At 66.4% G+C, this 19,862-nt stretch carries 20 protein-coding genes; 6 read left to right on the top strand and 14 right to left on the bottom strand.

Annotated features, from left to right (window positions below):
- Positions 1–15: 15 nt before the first annotated feature.
- The 3 genes from prmC to hisS are packed head-to-tail and all read right to left on the bottom strand — an operon-like array spanning position 16 to position 3,200.
- Positions 16–843 (bottom strand): peptide chain release factor N(5)-glutamine methyltransferase, encoded by an 828-nt coding sequence (prmC, locus tag WJS89_RS08270; RefSeq protein WP_346340470.1) that lies wholly within the window; start codon positions 841–843, stop codon positions 16–18.
- The gene (gene prfA / locus WJS89_RS08265; protein WP_346340469.1) at positions 840–1,916 is read right to left on the bottom strand and encodes a peptide chain release factor 1; all 1,077 of its coding nucleotides are present in this window, start codon (positions 1,914–1,916) and stop codon (positions 840–842) included. Before prfA ends, prmC begins: the two co-directional genes overlap by 4 nt.
- 3 nt (positions 1,917–1,919) lie before the next feature.
- Complete coding sequence (gene hisS / locus WJS89_RS08260; protein WP_346340468.1) at positions 1,920–3,200, bottom strand: histidine--tRNA ligase; 1,281 nt, start codon at positions 3,198–3,200, stop codon at positions 1,920–1,922.
- Between the two features lie 85 nt (positions 3,201–3,285).
- Between hisS and ppa the strand changes: the two genes are divergently transcribed.
- Positions 3,286–3,813, top strand: a complete 528-nt coding sequence (gene ppa / locus WJS89_RS08255; RefSeq protein WP_346340467.1) for an inorganic diphosphatase — start codon at positions 3,286–3,288, stop codon at positions 3,811–3,813.
- Here ppa and WJS89_RS08250 read toward each other — a convergent pair.
- On the bottom strand, positions 3,810–6,554 hold the full coding sequence (locus tag WJS89_RS08250; protein WP_346340466.1) for a TonB-dependent receptor plug domain-containing protein: 2,745 nt from the start codon (positions 6,552–6,554) through the stop codon (positions 3,810–3,812). The genes ppa and WJS89_RS08250 overlap by 4 nt on opposite strands.
- Positions 6,555–6,652: 98 nt before the next feature.
- On the opposite strand from WJS89_RS08250, the gene WJS89_RS08245 reads away from it, so the two are divergent.
- Positions 6,653–8,206, top strand: a complete 1,554-nt coding sequence (locus WJS89_RS08245) for an amidase (RefSeq protein ID WP_346340465.1) — start codon at positions 6,653–6,655, stop codon at positions 8,204–8,206.
- On the opposite strand, the gene WJS89_RS08240 is transcribed toward WJS89_RS08245, so the two are convergent.
- Genes WJS89_RS08240 through ispG form a run of 5 tightly spaced genes read right to left on the bottom strand, consistent with a single transcriptional unit; the run spans position 8,203 to position 12,289 of the window.
- The gene (locus WJS89_RS08240) at positions 8,203–9,096 is read right to left on the bottom strand and encodes a DMT family transporter (RefSeq protein WP_346340464.1); all 894 of its coding nucleotides are present in this window, start codon (positions 9,094–9,096) and stop codon (positions 8,203–8,205) included. The genes WJS89_RS08245 and WJS89_RS08240 overlap by 4 nt on opposite strands.
- A 39-nt stretch (positions 9,097–9,135) precedes the next feature.
- Entirely contained in the window at positions 9,136–9,681 is a 546-nt protein-coding gene (locus tag WJS89_RS08235; protein ID WP_346340463.1) for a retropepsin-like aspartic protease family protein, read from the bottom strand.
- Between the two features lie 33 nt (positions 9,682–9,714).
- Complete coding sequence (locus tag WJS89_RS08230; protein ID WP_346340462.1) at positions 9,715–10,587, bottom strand: histone deacetylase family protein; 873 nt, start codon at positions 10,585–10,587, stop codon at positions 9,715–9,717.
- Between the two features lie 41 nt (positions 10,588–10,628).
- Positions 10,629–11,132, bottom strand: a complete 504-nt coding sequence (locus WJS89_RS08225; RefSeq protein WP_346340461.1) for a thioredoxin family protein — start codon at positions 11,130–11,132, stop codon at positions 10,629–10,631.
- 29 nt (positions 11,133–11,161) lie between these two features.
- A complete protein-coding gene (ispG, locus tag WJS89_RS08220) occupies positions 11,162–12,289 on the bottom strand; it encodes a flavodoxin-dependent (E)-4-hydroxy-3-methylbut-2-enyl-diphosphate synthase (RefSeq protein ID WP_346340460.1) in 1,128 nt (375 codons plus the stop codon).
- Positions 12,290–12,367: 78 nt separating this feature from the next.
- Between ispG and WJS89_RS08215 the strand changes: the two genes are divergently transcribed.
- The 3 genes from WJS89_RS08215 (at position 12,368) to WJS89_RS08205 (ending at position 15,265) form a co-directional block, all read left to right on the top strand.
- Positions 12,368–13,381 carry a zinc transporter ZntB gene (locus WJS89_RS08215; RefSeq protein ID WP_346340459.1) on the top strand — a complete coding sequence of 338 codons (1,014 nt, stop codon included), beginning with the start codon at positions 12,368–12,370 and terminating at the stop codon, positions 13,379–13,381.
- A gap of 69 nt (positions 13,382–13,450) precedes the next feature.
- Positions 13,451–14,116, top strand: coding sequence for an SDR family oxidoreductase (locus tag WJS89_RS08210; RefSeq protein ID WP_346340458.1), 666 nt, complete (start codon positions 13,451–13,453; stop codon positions 14,114–14,116).
- 45 nt (positions 14,117–14,161) lie between these two features.
- On the top strand, positions 14,162–15,265 hold the full coding sequence (locus WJS89_RS08205; protein ID WP_346340457.1) for an isoaspartyl peptidase/L-asparaginase family protein: 1,104 nt from the start codon (positions 14,162–14,164) through the stop codon (positions 15,263–15,265).
- Here WJS89_RS08205 and WJS89_RS08200 read toward each other — a convergent pair.
- The 4 genes from WJS89_RS08200 to WJS89_RS08185 all read right to left on the bottom strand — a co-directional run bounded on the left by WJS89_RS08200 (position 15,262) and on the right by WJS89_RS08185 (position 17,686).
- Positions 15,262–16,194 carry an alpha/beta hydrolase gene (locus WJS89_RS08200; RefSeq protein WP_346340456.1) on the bottom strand — a complete coding sequence of 311 codons (933 nt, stop codon included), beginning with the start codon at positions 16,192–16,194 and terminating at the stop codon, positions 15,262–15,264. The two genes, WJS89_RS08205 and WJS89_RS08200, sit on opposite strands and share 4 nt — an antisense overlap.
- On the bottom strand, positions 16,188–16,451 hold the full coding sequence (locus tag WJS89_RS08195; RefSeq protein WP_346340455.1) for a hypothetical protein: 264 nt from the start codon (positions 16,449–16,451) through the stop codon (positions 16,188–16,190). Before WJS89_RS08195 ends, WJS89_RS08200 begins: the two co-directional genes overlap by 7 nt.
- Positions 16,452–16,557: 106 nt before the next feature.
- Entirely contained in the window at positions 16,558–16,764 is a 207-nt protein-coding gene (locus WJS89_RS08190; protein WP_346340454.1) for a type II toxin-antitoxin system antitoxin, read from the bottom strand.
- Between the two features lie 19 nt (positions 16,765–16,783).
- Positions 16,784–17,686 (bottom strand): SPFH domain-containing protein, encoded by a 903-nt coding sequence (locus WJS89_RS08185; RefSeq protein WP_431993918.1) that lies wholly within the window; start codon positions 17,684–17,686, stop codon positions 16,784–16,786.
- A 100-nt stretch (positions 17,687–17,786) separates the two neighbouring features.
- Here WJS89_RS08185 and WJS89_RS08180 point away from each other — a divergent pair, with 100 nt between their 5' ends.
- A complete protein-coding gene (locus WJS89_RS08180) occupies positions 17,787–18,701 on the top strand; it encodes an isoaspartyl peptidase/L-asparaginase family protein (protein ID WP_346340453.1) in 915 nt (304 codons plus the stop codon).
- A gap of 3 nt (positions 18,702–18,704) precedes the next feature.
- On the opposite strand, the gene WJS89_RS08175 is transcribed toward WJS89_RS08180, so the two are convergent.
- Positions 18,705–19,832: a GNAT family N-acetyltransferase gene (locus WJS89_RS08175; protein ID WP_346340452.1), complete on the bottom strand. Its 1,128-nt coding sequence runs from the start codon at positions 19,830–19,832 to the stop codon at positions 18,705–18,707.
- Between the last annotated feature and the right edge of the window lie 30 nt (positions 19,833–19,862).

The following is a 19,862-nucleotide window of genomic DNA, read 5'->3' as shown; positions in this document are numbered from 1 at the left end:
CGATTCCAACCTTTTTTAAGACCTGCCGTCCGCGACGTGCGAAACGGCCCGGTCGCGGCCCGCCAGATCGCGGTGCACGCGCGGGTGCATTCCCGCCTCCTCGAAAAGCGCCGCGACGTCCGCCGCCTGCCGATGGCCGATCTCGACGATTGCCAGACCGCCACGCACCAGAAGCGACGGCAGCCGAGGCACCAGCCGGCGATAATCGTCCAGACCGTCGGCGCCGGCGATCAGCGCTTCGCGCGGTTCGTGCGCCGCGACATCGCGCGACAAATCGGGATCGGCCTCCGCGATGTAGGGGGGATTGGAGAGAACCAGATCGAACGTTTCGTCGATTCCTTCCGCCCAGTCGCCCTGCACCAGCGCCGCCCGCGCCGCCATGCCCAGCCGCTCCGCATTGCGACGCGCATAGCGTAAGGCCGCCCCGGACGCGTCCACCCCGACGCCCGTCGCCTCCGGCCATTCGTCCAGCGCCGCCAGAAGCAATGTCCCCGGCCCCGTGCCGAGATCGAGCACGCGTGTCGGCGCTCGCTCGGCGAAATGGGTCGCCGCCGCATCGAGGAGCGTCTCGCTATCGGGACGCGGGATCAGCACGCCCGGCCCCACCTCCAGATCGATCGTCCAGAAGCCTCGGCGCCCGGTAATATAGGCAATGGGCTCTCCGCCGGCGCGCCGCTCGATGAGGGTCTCGAAAGTTTCGGGAAGGGCGCGCGCGGTATCGAGCAACCACGCCTCGCGTTCGATGCTGAGGCAATGCGACGCCAAGAGTTCGGCATCGAGCCGCGGCGTGTCGCTGGTGCTCGCCAGCCGCGCCGTCGCCCGCGCCAGTCGCGCGGCGCTCACGCTTCCTCTTCGAGCCCCGCCAGCCGCTCGGCCTCGTCCTCGGCAATCAGCGCCTCGATGAGTTCCGACAGCGCGACCCCCTCGAGCACCGCATCGAGCTTGTGCAGCGTAAGGTTGATCCGATGGTCGGTCACGCGCCCTTGCGGGAAATTGTAGGTGCGGATGCGCTCGGATCGGTCGCCCGAGCCGACCATCGACTTGCGTGCGCCCGAACGCTCGGCGTCGGCGATCGCGCGCTCATGCTCGTAAAGGCGCGTCCGCAGCACCTTCATCGCCTTGGCCTTGTTCTTGTGCTGCGATTTCTCGTCCTGCTGGCTGACGACGATCCCGGTCGGAATATGCGTGATGCGGACCGCCGAATCGGTCGTGTTGACCGACTGACCGCCAGGGCCAGAGGAGCGGAAGACGTCGATGCGCAAGTCCTTCTCGTCGATCTGTACGTCGACTTCCTCGGCCTCGGGGAGCACCGCGACCGTTGCCGCCGACGTATGGATCCGCCCGCCGCTTTCGGTCGCGGGCACGCGCTGCACGCGGTGCACCCCGCTCTCGAACTTCAGCTTGGCAAACACGCTGTTGCCCTTCACGGAGGCGACCGCTTCCTTGTAGCCGCCGACATCGGACGCGCTGGCGCTGATCAATTCGACCTTCCAGCCCTGCTCCTCGGCGAACCGCTGGTACATGCGCAACAGATCGCCCGCGAACAGCGCCGCCTCGTCGCCGCCCGTACCGGCGCGCACTTCGATCATCGCAGGCTTCTCGTCGGCCTTGTCCTTGGGCAGCAGCGCCACCGCCATGCGCCGTTCGACTTCGGGCAGCGCCTTGTTGATCGCCTGCAATTCCTCCTCGGCCATCTCGCGCATCTCGGGGTCGGCGAGCATGTCGGACAGGTCCGCCTTCTCGGTGCGCAGCCGCCGCAGTTCAGCAGCATTTTCGGCGATCGGCTCGATTTCGGCATATTCCTTCGACAGTTTGACGAAGTCCTGCGGGTCGAGATCGCCCGCGCTCATGCGCGTCTGGAGATCGTCCTTCTTGGCGAGAATCGCGTCGACGCGCTCGGGGGAGATGGTGGCCATCGTCTATTCCTCCTCGTCGCTGCCGAGGACGGCGCGCATCTGGCGATCCACCGCCAGTTCGGTCAGCCGCTCGACGGCCGCGGCGGGCGCCAAGGCCATCTGTTCACCCGTCGCCAGCACCTTCACCTGCAGTTCGCCCGCATCGATCTCCTCGTCGCCGATGATGATCGCCGCCAGTGCGCCCGCCTCGTCGGCGCGTCCCATGCGCTTGCCGATCTTGCCGCTCGCATACAGGTCGCCAGCGAGGCCCGCTTTGCGAAGGGCCGTCACGACCGCGACCGCCAAACCCTGCGCTTTGTCACCCATCGGGAGCACCGCGGCATCGATCTTCCGCGTCGCATCGCCGTCGAGCAACATCGCCAGCCGCTCGATACCGGCCGCCCAGCCAACCGCAGGCGTCGCCGGCCCGCCCAACTGCTCGATCAATCCGTCGTAGCGGCCGCCCGCAAGGACCGTGCCCTGCGCGCCCAGCTGGTCGGTGACGAATTCGAACGCCGTGTGTCGATAATAGTCGAGCCCGCGCACCAGATGCGGGTCGAGCTCGTAGGCGACGCCTGCCGCATCCAGCCCCGCCTTCACGCGGCCGAAGAAATCCTCCGCCTCGCCCGACAAGTGCATCTTCGGCGCGCTGTCGGCGAACGGGCGGTCGCGTGGGTCCTTGCTGTCCAGGATGCGCAGCGGATTGCGCTCGAGCCGGTCCTGCGAATCCTCGCTCAGGTCCTCACGATGCGCGCTGAAATGCTCGACCAGCGCCGCACGCCATCTGTCGCGGCTTTCCGCATCGCCCAATGTATTCAGCTTCAGCCGAACCTCGCCGATGCCCAATTCTTCCAGCAGCTGCGACCCCATCGCCAGCAGTTCGACATCGGCCAGCGGATCGGCGCTTCCGATGATTTCGGCGTCGAGCTGGTGGAACTGGCGATAGCGCCCCTTCTGCGGCCGCTCGTAGCGGAACGCCGCGCCATGGGTCGCGACCTTCATCGGCGCATGTTGCTGCCAGCCCTCGGACAGATAGGCCCGCGCGATTCCGGCGGTGAATTCGGGCCGAAGCGTGACCGAGCCCTCGCTCCGGCTCTCGAACGACCACATTTCCTTGGAAACGACATCGCTCGTCTCGCCCATCGTCCGCGCGAACACGCCCGTCGCCTCGAACATCGGCACTTCCACGCGGCTGAAATTGTAGAGGCGCCGCACCCTGTCGAAGGTCTCGACGACATGGTGGAAGCGCTCGGCCTCCTCGCCGAACAGGCTCTGCGTGCCCTTGATGGGTCGTAACTTGCTCATGGCCTGAGCGGTTAGTCGCTAAGCCCCGCGCTTTGAAGCCCTTTTCACCTTGGCCCGCCGCGCCCCCGGCGCTAAGGCGCGCGCCATGAACATCGAGCTTATCCCCGTTGGCGACAACCCGCCCGAAGAACTCAACGTCTTCATCGAAGTCCCGATCGGCGGCGAACCCGTCAAATATGAATTCGACAAGAAGTCCGGCGCGATGGTCGTCGACCGCATCCTGCACACGCCGATGCGCTACCCGACCAATTATGGCTTCATCCCGCAGACGCTCTGCGACGACGGCGATCCGTTGGACTGCCTCGTCATGACCCGCTGGTCGCTCTTGCCCGGCACCGTCATCGCTGCGCGCCCCGTCGGCGTCCTGCATCTGGAAGACGAGGCCGGGGGTGACGAGAAGCTCCTCGCCGTGCCCGTCACCCGCGTGTCGCCTTATTACGACAAGGTCGAGAACTACACCGACCTGCCGCACATCGTGACCGAGCAGATCGAACATTTCTTTACCCACTACAAGGATCTCGAAAAGGAGAAGTGGGTGCGGATCGGCCGCTGGGGCGGCCGCGACGATGCCTATCAGGTGGTCCGCGACGCGATCGAGCGGGTAAAGCGCTAGCCTCCGCGTGCGCGTTGGAACTGCTGGCGCAGGAAACGCGGCGGCACGAACAGCTTGCGGATTTCCAGCTTGATGACCCGCCCCTCGGGACGGAGCAGCGCCGACTGGTAGTTGGGCGGCGTGAAGCCGTCCTGGTCGGTCACCCGCGGGCGCTCGTTCAGCACATTGTCGATGCCCAGCTGGAGCGAGGTGCCCAGCAGCCAAGGCTGACGGCTGAGCAGGTCGGGCTGTTCGCCGAGGTTGGCATAGAGATTGATGTCGAACGTACCGTAATCGTCGAAATCGAGGCGCCCGACGCCGGTGTCGACGCTGGTCGCCGACTGCCAGTCGACATTCACCCGCGCGCCCCAGCCGTTGTTGAAGAGCCCGAAGCGGCCTTCCAGCTTGTGGCGCGAGCGACCGCCGAGCCCGCCTGCGGCATCGCCATCCAGATAATCGAGCAGGGGTCCGCCCTCGGCGATCAGCAAATCGTCCTTGAAGGTGATCTCGTGCGTGACCGAGGCCCAGAGGCGCCCGCCGCGCGGACCCTGCGATCCGCCGAAGCCCCGCGGACCACCACCGCCCCGCTGCCCTTGCCGACCTTGCTGCTGGCCTTGAGGCTGTCCCTGCGCCTGCTCCTGGTTTTGCTGCTGGCCCTGCTGATTCTGGGCCTGCTGATTTTGGGCCTGCTGCTGTCCTTCGGCCTGCGGCTGTCCCTGCCCGGCGGCCTGCTGTCCAGATGCGGGCGGGCCCTGCCGTCCCTCACCCAGCCCACGCTCGCCGCCAGCCTGCGCCTGCCGTTGCTGGCGGAACCGGTCGCGGAAACGCTGGATCGTCTCCGCGCTCGGCGGTTTGGGCGCGATCGAATGGCGCAACGTAAAGCCGTAGCGCAGCGAATCCCGGCTCGCGCGCGCGTAATTCGTCGGCGTGAAATCGGCCGCGACAAGCTGGCCAAGATCGTCGCGCACGAAGCGGTCGGGGAACGCAGCTTCGATCTCGGGCGAAACCGACGGGAAGCCACCTTGCTGGTTCTCGATCCGGGCCGATACGAAATCAGCGCGCAGGTCGATCCCCAGATCGTCATTATCGATCGGCAATTCCCAGTTGGCGCCAAGACTCCACAGTGCGCGCGTATCGGCGAGAAGGTCGGGATTGCCGCCCGTCGTGACCGGAATGAACACGGTGTCACCGGTGGTGAAGTCGAAGACGCGCGCCAGCGGCTCAACCGTGCGCGGATCGCCAAGCTGCGACAGCGACGGCGCACCCTCTTCGCGCGTGTAATTGCCGCGCAGCGAAAAACGCCGTGTCGGACGCCAGTTCAGCCCCGCGTTGAGCACGGTGAGCGTGCCGAAGTCGGAAAGGTCCTCGACCTCGCCCGCAAGGCTCGCGCCGAGATCGCCGATGGCGCTTTCCTCGAGCAGCGGAATATCGAGATTCGCGGTCGCGAACAGGCGCGTCCGATCGAGGAACACCTCCTCGAGCGCGCCGCCGAAATTGTCGCGGCTGTCGATCGAGAGATAGTTCACCCCGCCTCGCAACGTCGTGCGTAGGTCGCCTGCCGGAAGCTCGAGCAGCGATCCGTTGAGCTGCCCGTCGAGCACCGCCTGCAGGCTCGTCGACAGCGCCTCGTCGCGCGGGCGCAGATCGAAGGCCAGCGGCCCGAACGGATCGAAGGTCGCGTCGAGCGCGTCGATCCGGTCCTGGAAGACGTCGATCACGGCGCCGCGATCGGTGCGCGTGCGCGTTTCGGAGACGTCGAGTGTGCCGTTCGACGACCAGAGCCAGTCGCCGGGCGCTGAGTTGACGATAAAGGCCAACGCTCCCGAACGTGTGCGCCGGTCGCGCTGCAACACGCCGAAATCGGTGTCGCGGATGATCTCGAAGGCCGTCCCGTCGGCGAACGGGCTGTCGGCGGGGACGTCGAAGCGCGCTACCGCGGGCCCGTTGAGACTCTGGCCGACCTGCTCCTGCACTTCGGCGTTGATGGTCGCCGTCGCGCTGCCCAAGGGACGCTTGATGACGGTGCCGAGCTGCAATTGTTCGCTGCTGCCGACCAGCGTGCGGAACGGGCGCGGGTCGATATCGCCTTCCAGCGCCTCGATCGGCTGGAGCGCTACGTCACGCTCGTCCTCGGTGATCGCGCCGTCCGTTTCATAGTCGAAATTGAAGGTCGTGCGCTTGCCGGGTGACAACATCAGCCGATCGACCTCGAATTCGCCGCCCGCACGACCACCATCGGTCGGCGCGCGTGCCTCCATCTCGATGGTGGTGGAGAAGAAATTCTCTCGCAGCACGAAATTCACGACCCGTTGGTCGGCGCGGTAGCCGTAGGACAGCGCCACTTCCTCGGGCAACACCTCGACACGCTCGATCGCCTCGCTCGGCAGGTCGCGCAATTCGCGGAAACCCGAAATCCGTCGTCCGTCAACCAGCAACACGGGTCGGCCGCCCCCGCGCCCGCGGTTGGAGCCGATCTCGGGAGCGAGCGCCTCGAGCAGTTCGGACACGTTGCGCGCGCCCGTTGCGCTGATGTCGCGCGCATCGAGCGTGGTAATCGGCTCGACATCGCCGATCACCTGCCCGCGCAGCTGTCCCGTGATGACGATGGTGTCCTCGTCCGCCGGGACGTCCTCGACGGGCGCTTCCTGCTCGGGTTGGGGCTGAGCTGCCTGCGGCTCCGGCTGCGGCTGGTCGGCCACGGCGGGCGCCTCCTGCATCAGCATCGCGGCGATCGCGCCGAGCGCGGTCTGGGTCAGGAACATTGGGGGCAATCCTATTCGATGGGGAGCATGGCGTCTGGTCTTTTGCCGCGCGGCCTGCAATCGTCCCCTTGTAACGTTATGTCGTTGGGGTTGGTGCCATGCAGCAAAAGACACTTCTCGCCGCTTTGTCGTGCGGACTTCTACTAACGGCCTGCGCATCGGATGAACGACCGATGGTCGAACGGCAGGTCGTCGCTCCAGCAGGCGACGGCGCGATCGCTGCGGTGTCGGGCGCGCTGGCCCGCATCGAAGCGCGCGATGCCGACTTGCAGGCCGTGCTGGCGATCGACCCTACCGCAATGGACCAGGCCCGTGCCATCGAGGCTCGCCGTGCCGACGCTCCGCTCCGCGGCGCTGCCGTGCTTCTCAAGGACAATATCGAGGCTGCGGGCCCCTTGCCGACCACCGCGGGCAGCCTCGCGCTCGCGGGGAACGTGGCCGGACGCGATGCCCCGCTCGTCAGCGGGCTTCGTGAGGCGGGCGCCGTCATTCTCGGTAAGACGAACCTGTCGGAATGGGCGAACTTCCGCAGCGAGAATTCGAACTCGGGCTGGTCGGGCGTCGGCGGTCAGACCTTCAACCCCTGGGCCATGGACCGCAGCCCTTGCGGCTCGTCCTCCGGCTCGGGTGCTGCGGTCGCGGCGGGCTATACCGATTATGCCGTCGGCACCGAGACCAATGGCTCGATCACCTGCCCCGCCGCCATGAACGGGATCGTCGGTTTCAAGCCTTCGGTGGGCATGATCAGCCGCACCCATGTCGTGCCGATCAGCATCACGCAGGATACCGCCGGCCCGATGACGCGCACGGTGCGCCAGGCCGCACAGATGATGGACGCCATGGCCGGAAGCGACCCGGCCGACCCCGCCACCGCGCCCTCCGACCGCTACAAGGGCACATTCGTCCCCGCGCTCGCGGGCGCGAGCCTAGCGGGCAAAGGACTCGGCGTGCTCGAATTTGCGACCGGCTTCGGCACCGACGCGGCGTTCGCACAGGCCAAGGCCTTGCTCGAAGCACAGGGCGCGATTCTCGTCAGCATCGAGGAAATCGGCGCGGAAGAACTGGAAGGCAGCACCAGCTACGATATTCTGCTCGCCGAGTTTCGCGACGGCATCAACAGCTACCTCGCCTCGACCGACGCCCGCCAAGTGCCGACCCGCACGCTCGCCGATCTCATTGCCTTCAATGCCGCCAACGGTCGCGAACTGTCGATCTTCGACCAGTCGATCTTCGAGAAATCCGAGGCGACGCGGCTCGACGAGGCCTATCGCGACAAGGTCAAGGCCAACCTCGAATGGTCGGGCAAGAACGGCATCGACCGGTTGCTCGCCGCGAACGACCTCGACGCGCTCATCTTTCCGACAACTGCGCCCGCGATGCTCATCGACCATGTCCACGGCGACTCATGGCATGGCGGCGGCGCCGGCTATCTGGCGGCATGGGCAGGCTACCCGCATCTTACCGTCCCGATGGGGCTGGTGAAGGGCCTGCCTGTCGGGCTCTCCTTCGTCGGCACCAAGTGGGACGACCCCGCGATCCTTGCGCTCGGCGCAGCCTATGAAGCCGCGCGTGGCCCCTTCGCCGAGCCGACGTTCGCGCCGTCGAGCTTCGAGCTCGCGCCGATCGCGCCCAGCCTCGAGCCGGCGCGCTAGGTCTCGATCATCTCGTGTCCCGCCGGTGCGGGGCGCGAGGCGAGCCAGACGCCGAGGATGATGGCCGCTCCGCCCGCGACGGTCCAGCCCAGCGGGATTTCGCCAAAGAGGACGAAGCCGAACAGCGCTGCCCAGAGAAAGCCCGCATATTCGCTCGCGCTCAGATAGCTCGCGCTTGCCCGTCGATAGGCCCAGGCGAGCAGGATCGACCCCACCACCCCCGTCACCGCGCTTGTCGCGATCGCGACTTCGGTCCCTTGCGGATAGGTCACGCCCCCGCGCAGCCCGCCGATCGCCCAGAAGCCCGCCGCCATGAAGGCGTAGAGGAAAAAGCCGACTTCGACGGGGTCCGCCTCCTGCGCCTGCCGCCGCATGAGAATGATGTTGATGCTGTAGAAGAGCGCCGAACCGAGGATCATCGTCGCGCCCCAGAAGGCTTGCGGCCCCATGTCCGCTTGCGATTGGCCGAAGAAGATCGCGAGCGTTCCCGAAAAGGCGACGAGACTTCCCACGACGCTACCGCGACCGACCTCTTCGCCGAGGAAGAGCCGCGCCCAGAATAGCGCGAACAGCGGCGCGAGGAACGCGAGCGCGATGGCCTGCGCCATGGGAACGCGCTCCAGCCCGGAGAAGAACAGAAGCGCCATCGGGACGCCGATCGCGGCGCGCATGAGATGCAGCTTCATCGCCGCGCGCGTCGGTGCCTGTTTTCTGCCGAACAGGTAGATCGCCCCCGCGAGCGGTAGCGAGGCGAGCAGCCGCCAGCACAGGGCATCGAACGCCCCGACATCGAGGCTGATGGTCTTGACCGCGCCGTCCATGCCCGCAAGGCAGCCCACGCCGAGCACGGCGATGATGAAAGCGATCGGCGGATTGGCGGCGCGGGACATGGCGCGCGGGCTTTGCCGCAAATGACGTCGTCGCGCCAGCTAGCGCAGCACCATTTTCTCGCCGTCCATCTCGATCTTCCCGGCGCGCGTGAGGAAGCTCTGGCCCAAGAGGTTCATCGTCGCTCCCTCGATCACCACCGCATCGACGTCACGCACGTTCTTCGGGCCGACCCGCACTTCTGGAAGGACGACCATCTGCCCGCGCACATGGCCCGAGACCTGCCGCCCGACGATCCGATACTGCGAGGGATTGAGCGCGATGCCGATTGCGCGTGCGTCCTTCTCGGTAAGCGCGATGCCCGTCGCGCCCGTATCGACGAGGAAGCGCACGCTCGCGGCGCCGATCTGCGCATCGGTATAGAAATGCCCGCCCGCACCGCGGTCGAAGGTGACGGGGCCGGTCGAATAGGCCGTGCTCGCGCCCGCCGAGGACGTTTCCTTGGCCTCGGCGCGCGCCGCAGCCCATGCATCGACGACTTCCACGTCCGCCGCTTCTTCTTCGCCTGCTCCCAGCTCGACCTCGCGCGCGCCGAACGCGACCATCAGCGCAAAGAGGATAACGAGGACGGAAAAGCCTTTCATCATCGCGCGTCCTACGCGGTGGGGCGTGAAGAAATGCTAAAAGCGCGCGTTCTCGTCCGCCATGGCGATCATCGAGGCCGCGTGGCGATCGGCGACCCTGCGCGCATCGTCGCCATAACCCCCACCCAGCGCACTGGCGACAGGGATGCCCCGTCGCCGCGCCGCATTCACGACGAAGCGGTCGCGCGCCTCCAATCCCCGGTCGCTGAGCGCCAGCCGGCCGAGCTTGTCCTGTTCGTGCGGGTCGACGCCCGCCTGATACAGCAGGAGATCGGGCCTGAAGGTGTCGAGGATGGGTTCGAGTTCGCGCTCCAGCGTTTCCAGAAAGGCACCGTCGCCCGTGCCGTCGGCCAGCCCGACGTCGCGATCGCTGGCGGCCTTTCGCACCGGAAAGTTCTTCTCGGCGTGCATCGAAAAGGTGAAGATATCGGGCCGGCCGGCGGTAAGGCTTGCGGTCCCGTCACCCTGGTGCACGTCGAGATCGACGATCAGCACGCGGTCGGCATCGCCTTCGGCGATCAGCCTGTTGGAGGCCACCGCGAGATCGTTGAAGACGCAGTAGCCGGCGCCCGTATCCCAGAGCGCGTGGTGCGAACCCGCCGCGCTGTTCGCGGCATAGCCATGGTCCATCGCGAGTTTCGCCGCGGCCCAGGTGCCGCCATTGGTGTGCGTGACCCGGTCGCGGATCCGCGCCGTTACCGGAAAACCGATCCGCCGCTCCTTGTCGCGTGGAACGCGAACCTCGAACACTTCCGCCACGTAGGCAGGATCATGCACCGCCTCCAGCCACGCGCGCGTCATGGCGGGAGGGGCATGCTCGGTCATGGCGACGCCGCTTTCGCGCAGCGCCACCATGACAAGCTGATACTTGTCGAACCGGAACGTCCCCCGCTCGGGCTTTGGCTGCATATAGTCGACATGATGGACGACGTGCAGCAGGGCGGTTCGCCTTAGACGGGCTTGTCGGCGAGCGCGACCAGCTCGGCGTAGATCGCGTCACCCGAACGCTTCTCGGCATTGCGCCACGACTTCGCGCTCTCGCCGTTGACCAGCGTGCCGTCGGGCGTGAGCACCAGCAGGTTCGGGAGACCCGCGACGCTGTCGAGGCCGTACCGCTCGGCGATATCCAGATTGCGACCGCGACCGTGACCCGGCGCGCCGATATCCACGAACACCAGCTCGTACTTGTCCTCGATCAGCGCCTGGAAGCGCGGACTTTCGAGCCAGCCGGCCAGCGCACGGCTGTCGGAGCACCAGTTGGCCCCCATGGCGAGCAACACGCGCTTGCCCGACGCCTGCGCGCGCGCCAACGCCGCTTCGACATCGGCCGAGGCATCCGCGGATTCTTCGTACATCGCCGCCGAGGGCGCCGAAGCGGAGGACACACCGCTCCCCGCGCCACCACATCCCGCGAGCGCGAGCGCGCCTGCAATTCCGATCACGATACGCTTCATGATTTCATCTCCTCGACGCTGGTTTTTCCTCAGTGCGCGGGAACGAAGGCTTCCGCCTCGCCCGCCTCGATCTTCGCCGCCTTTTCCTCGACCAGCTTCACGATATGATCGACCATGCTCTCGTTCTCGATGTGATGGTCCTTGACGCCGGAGAGATAGACCATGTGACTGCCGTTGCCGCCACCGGTCACTCCGATGTCGGTCTCGCGCGCCTCGCCCGGCCCGTTGACCACGCAGCCCAGCACCGACAGGCTCATCGGGGTCTTGATATGCTGCAGGCGGCTTTCCAGTGTCTGAACCGTGCGGATGACGTCGAAGCCCTGCCGCGCACAGCTCGGGCAGCTCACCACCCGCACGCCGCGGCTGCGCAGCCCCAGCGACTTCAAGATCTCGAAACCCACCCGAACCTCTTCCTCGGGCTCGGCCGACAACGACACGCGGATCGTGTCGCCGATTCCCGCCCAGAGCAGCGAGCCGATGCCGAGCGCCGATTTGACCGTGCCGCCGATCAGCCCGCCCGCCTCGGTGATGCCGAGGTGCAACGGGCAGTCGACTTGGCTGCCCAGTTCCGAATAGGCCGCCACCGCGAGCATCAGGTCCGACGCCTTCACCGCCACCTTGAACTCGTGGAAATCATGGTCCTGCAGAATCTTGATATGGTCCATCGCGCTCTCGACCAGCGCTTCGGGACAAGGCTCGCCATATTTTTCGAGCAGATGTTTCTCGAGGCTTCCCGCATTGACGCCGATGCGGATCGCGCAGCCGTTGGCCTTGGCCGCGCGGATGACTTCTTTCACCCGCTCGTCCGAGCCGATGTTTCCGGGATTGATGCGCAGGCACGCCGCCCCCGCATCGGCCGCTTCGAGCGCGCGCTTGTAGTGAAAATGGATGTCGGCGACGATCGGCACCTCGGCGGCCCTGACGATTTCGGTCATGGCCGCGGTCGAATCGGTATCGGGACAGCTCACTCGGATAATGTCGGCCCCCGCTTCCTCGCAGCGGCGGATCTGGTCGATTGTCGCCTTGGCGTCGGAGGTCGGCGTGTTGGTCATGGTCTGCACCGAAATCGGCGCATCGCCCCCGACGGGGACCTTGCCGACCATGATCTGTCGGGACTGTCGGCGCTCGATCTGGCGCCACGGACGAAGTGAGGACATGGGGATGATATAGACGTCCTCGCGTGGCAGTCCAATGACGCTTGCCAATCCTTGCACGCAATGCGCATTTTAGGGCGCATGGACGCAACCGATCATCGCGACGATCAGGACGGGCCGCTGCTGTTCGGGCGCGTGCTCGATGGCAAGGGCGGCGGTCGTCCCGTGCGCTGGGAAGAGGCGAAGACCTGGGTCCCCGAGCACGCGGGCGAGGTGTTGTGGCTGCACATCTGTCGCACGCACGAGGAGGCAGAGCCCTGGCTCGAGAAGACGCTGGGCCTGCCCGAACCCGTCGCCGAAATGCTCACCGACGACGGTAACCGTCCACGCGCCTATCGCGACGGCAACCAGCTCGTGGCGGTGCTTCGCGGAATCAATTTCAATCCGGGTGCCGAGCCCGAGGACATGATCTCGATGCAGCTCTGGTCCGACGGCAGCCGCCTCGTCACACTCCGCCGCGAACCCCTGCAGACCCCGCGCGACGTCCTCGCCGAAGTCGATTCGGGGAGCGGCCCGACCGACGCGGGCGCGCTCGTCACCGAACTCGTCGAACAGATCATCGCCCGGATGAACAAGTCGATCGTGGACATGAACGACGTGATCGATCACCTCGAGGATGCCGATATCGACGACGAACGCGATGTGATCCTGGCGCGCACCAGCGCCATCCGCCGCAATTGCCTTGCCTTGAAGCGCCACATGGGCCCGCAGCATGGCGCCCTCGAGGCGATCGCCAAGGCCTCCCTCCCCTGGTTCGAGGAGCATGATCGCCGCGAGATCGCCGAGACGATCGAGCGCCTGCGCCGCTATCTCGACGATATCGACGTCTCGATGGAATCGGCCGTCGTGCTGCAGGACGAACTGCGCGCCCGCGCGCTCGCCAGCAGCGACAAGACCAACTACCTCCTCACCCTCGTCGCCTCGATCTTCCTGCCGCTAGGCTTCCTCACCGGCCTTCTCGGCATCAACGTCGGCGGCATTCCGGGTACCAACGACATCCACGCCTTCTGGATCGTCGTGATTACCTGCGGCGCGCTGCTCGTCGTGCAAATCGCGCTGTTCCTCGTCTGGCGATGGTGGTCGCAGCGCCGCTGAGGGACCTATCGCCCCGCCCGCCCCGTTCACTGCCTCGAACCACTCATTCAATTTCGGGGAGAAACCATCATGCCCACCGTCCTTATCACCGGCGCCAGCCGCGGCATCGGCCGCGAACTGGCCGAACAATATAGCGCCGACGGCTGGGACGTGATCGCGACCGCGCGGGACCAGGGCGACATCGCCGACCTCAACCTGCTCGACAACGTCCGCGCCCACCGCCTCGACGTGGCGGACTCGGGCGAGGTCGACCGCTTCCTCGCCGAAATCGGCGATGACCCCATCGACGTTTTCATCAACAATGCCGGGATCTACGGTCCGCGCCAGCCCGAACGCGACGGCTGGCTGAACCTGTTTGAGATCAACGTTATCGCCCCGACCCTGCTCGCCCAGCGTCTGAAGGACCGCGTCGCCGCTTCCGACAAGAAGACGATGGCGGTCCTCACCAGCAAGATGGGCTCGATCGCCGACAACGGTTCGGGCGGATCGATCCCCTATCGCTCGTCCAAGGCCGCGGTGAACGCCGCGTGGAAGAGCCTCGCCATCGACATGAAGGACGAGGATATCGCCGTCGTCATGCTCCATCCCGGCTGGGTGCAGACCGACATGGGCGGCCAGAATGCGCTGATCGACACCGAGACGAGCGTCAGCGGCCTCCGCGAGCGCATCGAGGAGACGAGTGTGGAGAACACGGGCCGCTTCGTCGCGTACGACGGCGAGGATATTCCCTGGTAACGGTCATGACTGGCTTTCATCGGCAGGCGCGCTAGGCTGCGATCCATGATCCGCACCCTTCTCGCGCTCGCTGCGCTCCTCGCCCATCCCGCTGCCGCACCGTCGACGGCCGTCGCCCAGGACAGTGCTCGCGAGTGGAGCCTCGTCATCCACGGCGGCGCAGGCACTATCCGGCGCGAGAGCATGACGCCCGAAATGGACGCCGAAATCCGCGCCAAGCTCGCCGAGGCGCTCGCGGCGGGAAGTGCGGTGCTCGAAGCGGGCGGCGAGAGCATCGATGCGGTGCAGGCCGCGATTATGGTGCTGGAGGACGATGCGAACTTCAACGCCGGCAAGGGCGCGGTCTTCACCTGGGAAGGCACCAACAGCCTCGACGCCTCGATCATGCGCGGTGACACGCTCGCGGCCGGCGCGGTCGCGGGCGTCTCGACTACGAAGAATCCCATCCTCGCTGCGCGCGCGGTGATGGAAGATAGCCCCCATGTTCTGCTCTCGGGCGAAGGTGCCGACCGATTCGCCACCGAGCGCGGCATCGAGCAGGTCGATCCTGCCTATTTCGCCACCCCCGAACGCCGCAACGCGCTCGAGCGCTTCAAGGCGGCCACCATGGAGCGCGAAAAGGTCAGCCAGCTCGAGATCGACCACAAGTTCGGCACCGTCGGCGCCGTCGCAATGGACAAGAACGGCGTCATTGCCGCGGGCACCTCGACCGGCGGCATGACCGGTAAGCGCTGGGGCCGGATCGGCGATGCGCCGATCATCGGCGCTGGTACCTATGCCACCGATCGCTGCGGCGTCTCGGCCACCGGGACGGGCGAATATTTCATCCGCCTTGCCGTCGCGCACATGATCTGCTCCGAAATGCAGGCGACGCGGCGCATCATGTCGGTCGAGGCCGGCAATGCCACCGGTCCCTGCCCCGCCGACGCCGTCTGCAAGACCGAAGATGCACGCCTCGCCCTCGAAACCGTGCAGGCGATCGCCGACAGCGCAATCACGCAGGTCCGCGACCTCGGTGGCTCGGGCGGCGTCATCTACCTCGGCACCGACGGCACGCCCGGCTGGAGCTTCGACACCCCTGGCATGTACCGCGGCAGCGCCACCAGCGAAGGTCAGCGCCGCGTCGCCATCTACGGCGACGAGGACTAGCGCGTCTTCACGAAGGCTGCGATCGCGTCGGCAATCGCCGGGTCGATCTTCAAATGCGCATCGGCATAGGTCGCTACGTTCGTCATCCGATCCGCACCCGCCGCGACCGGCTTGAATGCATGGTTCACGCCCGGAAGATCCACACGCGTCGCCCCGGGTTGTCCCGCACTGAGCGCGTCGGCGTCGGCTTCCACGACCTGGATGTCCTCATCGAAGCTGAGAATCAGCATCGGCACGGAGATCTGCCCCGCCAAGTCGGCTGGATCGGTGTTGCCGACATCGATCAGATAGGGCTGCACACCGGGATTGAACATCGCGCGCAAGGGGGGCGCGAGCGTTTCGACGTCGAAGGTCTTGCCAGCGCGAAGGCTTTCCAGCCCGTCTCCGACCGGGCCCATCATCGCGGGGGGAAGCTGCGCCGACAATTGCTCCTCGAGCACGTCGAGCAGGGGACGCCCCGGTGTCGCGAGCAGCAAGACGCCGCACAGGCCCTCCGGGTTTCGCGCCGCTTCGGTCAGTGCCACCACTCCGCCTTCGGAATGGCCGGCGAGCCACACGCACTCGCGCCCCTGCTCGCGCAGCAGGTCGACGAACCCGCGCGCGTCATCGGCATAGGCGCCTAGCGTCACGGCATTGCCATCTGTGATCGCCGCACTCGATCCGAACATGCCGCGCTTGTCATAACGCAGCACGGCGATGCCCTGTTCGTTGAGCGCCTCGGCGAGCTGGACGAACACGCCGCCCGTCAAACCCATGGGATTGTCGCCGTTCCGGTCGGTCGGTCCCGAGCCGGGGATGAGGATCATTGCGGCCCCGTCGGCGGGTCCGCTCAGCGTGCCAACGACCGGCCCTTCCGGCCCGGCGATCTGCACCTCTACCGGCTCGCTCGCCGCCATCGCCATTCCCACCATCGCTGCCATCATCACCATGTCTCGTCCTCCTTGCCCCAACGCCATTTCCAACCGCCGCTTGTCGTCTTCCATGCAATCACCATGAACGCGACCACCCAGGGTACGAACAGGGCGGCGAAGAGCAGCGGATCACGGTCAGCCAGCAGCACTCCCATCGCTATCGCCCCACCGATGAATATCACCGTTACAAGCCAGCCCTGCCACGTGCGCGGCGGCCCCGAGCCGAAACCGTATCGCTTGGCATAGAACCAACCCTCGTCCGGTCCGGGGCTCATCGCGCGAGCGCCGCAGCGAAAAGGCCGGCAATCAGGATGAGGCCGAACAATCCGACCATCAGTCGCTTCTTGGCGGGGCTGAAATCGCGCGCCATCCGGTTCATCATCATCCGTCATTCTCCTTCTTGGGCGGTCGCCCGCGTTTCACGGGCTTGGGCGGCTCCAGCGTGACGCCGCGCGCCTTCAACGCCTCGCGCAGCAGGATCTCGATCTCGGCGTTGGCCGAACGCAACTCCGTCGCCGCAAGCCGCTCGATCGCCGCGTAGAGCGCGGGATCGAGACGAAGCGGAAAGGCCTTGCGCTTGGATGCCATCGAACGGGGTTCCCGAACCCTAGCTGTACAGGCTGCCGGCGTTGACCACCGGCTGCGTATCGCGTTCGCCGCACAGCACGACCATCAGGTTCGAGACCATCGCCGCGCGCCGCTCGTCGTCCAGCTCGACCACGTCCTTGGCCGACAATTCCTCCAAGGCCATCTCGACCATGCCGACCGCACCATGCACGAGAGTCTGCCGCGCCGCGACCACGGCCTGGGCCTGCTGGCGCCGCAGCATCGCCGAGGCGATCTCTTGCGCATAGGCCAGATGGGTGAAGCCGCATTCGTCGACGGTAATGCCCGCGACCATCAGCCGCTCGCGCACTTCCTTCAAGAGTTCGAGACCGACTTCCTCCAGATGCCCGCGCAGCGTGATATCGTCGGTGTCGAAATCGTCATAGGGGTGGCGCGAGGCGACCGTGCGGATCGCGACTTCCACCTGCACGCGCACGAATTCCTTGTAATCGTCGACGTCGAACACCGCCTGCGCCGTATCGACCACGCGCCACACGACCTGCGCCGCCATCTCGATCGGGTTGCCCCGCGAATCGTTGACCTTGATCCGGTCCGAGATGAAGTTGTTCGCCCGCACCGACACCTTGTGCTTGCCGAGCCACGGCCAAACCCAGCGCAACCCGTCGGTGCGGTCGGTACCCTTGTAGGTGCCGAAAAGCGTAATGACCGACGCCTGGTTGGGCTGCAGCATGTAGAAGCCGATCGCGACCGCGATGAACAGGATCGGGAAGACGACGAGCCCGATGTGGGTCATCAAGTTGCCGCCCCAGCCGACCACCTGGCTTACCGCCCAGGCCTCCGCGGCGGCCAGTGCCAGCAGAACGATCAACACCGGATATCCGCTAAATGTCGATGCGCTGCGCTCATCGCTCGCAACCAGCCGCCCTTCTTCCATATGTGCCATCAGAATCTCCTTTTTTCTGATATCATTTTTATATCGGTTCGATATGGTCGTCAAGATCTGCGCTTTACGAAAAGCGGGGCGAGCGCCTAGTCCGGTCCGCATGTGGAAACTCATGATACACGGCGGCTCGGGCGCCATGCGACCCGGCCATCTCGATCCTGCTCAGGAAAAGGCCGCGCGTGCCGGACTCGCCGACGCAATCGGCGCGGGCGAAGCAATCCTCTCGAAAGGCGGCAGCGCGATCGACGCGGTCGAAGCCGCCGCGCGCGTGCTGGAAGAAGATGCCGCGTTCAATGCGGGCCACGGCAGCGTGCTCGCCGCCGATGGCCATGTCGAGTGCGACGCCGCCATCATGGAAGGCGCCAAACGGCGGGCTGGCGCGGTCGCAGGCCTGCGCTCGACCCGCGCGCCCATCAGCGCCGCGCGCAAGGTGATGGAGGACAGCCCGCACGTCCTCATCGCCAAGGCAGGCGCCGACGAGTTCGCACGCGAGGCTGGGCTCGAGCAGGTGGCCAACAGCTTTTTCGTGACCGCCGAACGCCGTCGCCAATTGGACGAACTGCTCGCCAAGGGCCACGACGCCTTCGATGCGGAGATCAAATATGGCACAATCGGTGCGGTCGCGCTCGACGAGCGGGGCCATGTCGCCGCCGCCACGTCGACCGGGGGGCTGACCGCCAAGCGCTGGGGCCGCATCGGCGATTCGCCGCTGATCGGCGCGGGCACCTATGCGGACGACCGCGCCGCGGCCGTCTCCGCGACTGGATTGGGCGAGGTCTTCATCCGCGCCTGCGCTGCGCACGAAATCTGCGCCCGCATGCGCTTTTGCGGCCACGGACTGCAACAGGCACTCGACGACGTCCTCACTGAGATCGGCACGATGGGCGGCACAGGCGGCCTTATCGCCGTCGCACCGACGGGCGAGGCGGCGTGGAGCTTCACCACACCCGGCATGTACCGCGCCCGCGCGGGCAGTGACGAAGAACGCGAAGTGTCGGTGTTCGGCGAGGAGTGAAGCTCAGCCCTGCTTGTAGGGCAGGGCCTCGCGCGCCCACTCCATCTCCCGCGCCACCGCCTCGCGTTCGCCGTCGAGGAAGCGCGCCACCGCGTCCCTGAACCCCGGATCGGGCAGATAATGCGCGCTGTACGTCCGCACCGGCTCATACCCCCGCATGAGCTTGTGCTCACCCTGAGCGCCAGCCTGCACGGTGCGGAAACCGTGCGCGATCGCCCAGTCCATCGCGCGATAATAGCTCAGCTCGAAGTGCAGCCCCGGCCGATCGATCAACGTTCCCCAGTAGCGACCGTAAAGCGTATCGCCGCCGACCAGATTGAGCGCGCCCGCTACCGGAACGCCATCTTCTTTCGCCAGAAATAGAAGCAACCGGTCGGCCAGCGCCGCCACCATCCCGTCGAAGAATTCCCGGGTCAGATAGGGATGCCCCCATTTGCGCGTGCCCGTGTCCTGATAGAAGGCCCACATCGCCTCGGTCGCTTCGTCGTCGATCGCCTCGCCCCGCAGCGCGACGACCTCGAGCCCCTCCACCGCCCGCGCGCGCTCCTTGCGGATCGCCTTTCTCTTCCGGCTCGAGAGGGCGTTCAGGAATGCGTCGAAGTCCCCATAGTCGCGGTTGAACCAGTGGAACTGCAGCCCCTCGCGGATCAGCCAGCCGCGCGCCTCGAAGGCCGACCGATCCGCATCGTCGATGAAGGTCGCGTGCGCGCCGGACAAGCCATTCTGCCGCGTCACGGCTTCCAGCGCCGCGATCAGCGTCGCCTTGTCCTCGCCGAGGAGCCGCGGCCCCGGGCAGGGGGTGAAGGGCGAGGCGACCTGCAATTTGGGATAATAGGCCCCGCCCGCCCGCTCGTAGGCATCCGCCCAGCCATGATCGAACACATATTCGCCCTGGCTGTGCGATTTGAGATAGGTCGGCGCGACCGCGATCAGCGCGCCGTCGCGCTCGACGCTGATATGCAGCGGCGACCAGCCGGCCTCGTCGCCGACGCTGTCCGATGCTTCCAGCAGTCTCAGAAAGTCATAGGAAACGCACGGATCGGTGCCCGCCAGCGCATCCCACGTTTCGCGGTCGAACGTGCCAATCTCGGTGACGAGCCGGGCAATGGGATCGGAGGCGCTCTGGTCCATCGCTCCTATGTGGGGCGTGGATCGACCCGC

It is taken from the genome of Sphingomicrobium aquimarinum (assembly GCF_039655735.1).
Classification (GTDB): domain Bacteria; phylum Pseudomonadota; class Alphaproteobacteria; order Sphingomonadales; family Sphingomonadaceae; genus Sphingomicrobium; species Sphingomicrobium aquimarinum.
Note: the sequence above shows the minus strand (reverse complement) of the source record. Positions and strands in the feature narration are given on the sequence as shown.

Bases quoted from the DNA above. Each gene is read 5' to 3' on its own strand.
- prfA (WP_346340469.1), bottom strand. From the start codon at position 1,916: ATGGCCACCATCTCCCCCGAGCGCGTCGACGCGATTCTCGCCAAGAAG.
- hisS (WP_346340468.1), bottom strand. From the start codon at position 3,200: ATGAGCAAGTTACGACCCATCAAGGGCACGCAGAGCCTGTTCGGCGAG.
- ppa (WP_346340467.1), top strand. From the start codon at position 3,286: ATGAACATCGAGCTTATCCCCGTTGGCGACAACCCGCCCGAAGAACTC.
- WJS89_RS08250 (WP_346340466.1), bottom strand. From the start codon at position 6,554: ATGTTCCTGACCCAGACCGCGCTCGGCGCGATCGCCGCGATGCTGATG.
- WJS89_RS08245 (WP_346340465.1), top strand. From the start codon at position 6,653: ATGCAGCAAAAGACACTTCTCGCCGCTTTGTCGTGCGGACTTCTACTA.
- WJS89_RS08240 (WP_346340464.1), bottom strand. From the start codon at position 9,096: ATGTCCCGCGCCGCCAATCCGCCGATCGCTTTCATCATCGCCGTGCTC.
- WJS89_RS08235 (WP_346340463.1), bottom strand. From the start codon at position 9,681: ATGATGAAAGGCTTTTCCGTCCTCGTTATCCTCTTTGCGCTGATGGTC.
- WJS89_RS08230 (WP_346340462.1), bottom strand. From the start codon at position 10,587: ATGCAGCCAAAGCCCGAGCGGGGGACGTTCCGGTTCGACAAGTATCAG.
- WJS89_RS08225 (WP_346340461.1), bottom strand. From the start codon at position 11,132: ATGAAGCGTATCGTGATCGGAATTGCAGGCGCGCTCGCGCTCGCGGGA.
- ispG (WP_346340460.1), bottom strand. From the start codon at position 12,289: ATGTCCTCACTTCGTCCGTGGCGCCAGATCGAGCGCCGACAGTCCCGA.
- WJS89_RS08215 (WP_346340459.1), top strand. From the start codon at position 12,368: ATGGACGCAACCGATCATCGCGACGATCAGGACGGGCCGCTGCTGTTC.
- WJS89_RS08210 (WP_346340458.1), top strand. From the start codon at position 13,451: ATGCCCACCGTCCTTATCACCGGCGCCAGCCGCGGCATCGGCCGCGAA.
- WJS89_RS08205 (WP_346340457.1), top strand. From the start codon at position 14,162: ATGATCCGCACCCTTCTCGCGCTCGCTGCGCTCCTCGCCCATCCCGCT.
- WJS89_RS08200 (WP_346340456.1), bottom strand. From the start codon at position 16,194: ATGGTGATGATGGCAGCGATGGTGGGAATGGCGATGGCGGCGAGCGAG.
- WJS89_RS08195 (WP_346340455.1), bottom strand. From the start codon at position 16,451: ATGAGCCCCGGACCGGACGAGGGTTGGTTCTATGCCAAGCGATACGGT.
- WJS89_RS08190 (WP_346340454.1), bottom strand. From the start codon at position 16,764: ATGGCATCCAAGCGCAAGGCCTTTCCGCTTCGTCTCGATCCCGCGCTC.
- WJS89_RS08185 (WP_431993918.1), bottom strand. From the start codon at position 17,686: ATGGCACATATGGAAGAAGGGCGGCTGGTTGCGAGCGATGAGCGCAGC.
- WJS89_RS08180 (WP_346340453.1), top strand. From the start codon at position 17,787: ATGTGGAAACTCATGATACACGGCGGCTCGGGCGCCATGCGACCCGGC.
- WJS89_RS08175 (WP_346340452.1), bottom strand. From the start codon at position 19,832: ATGGACCAGAGCGCCTCCGATCCCATTGCCCGGCTCGTCACCGAGATT.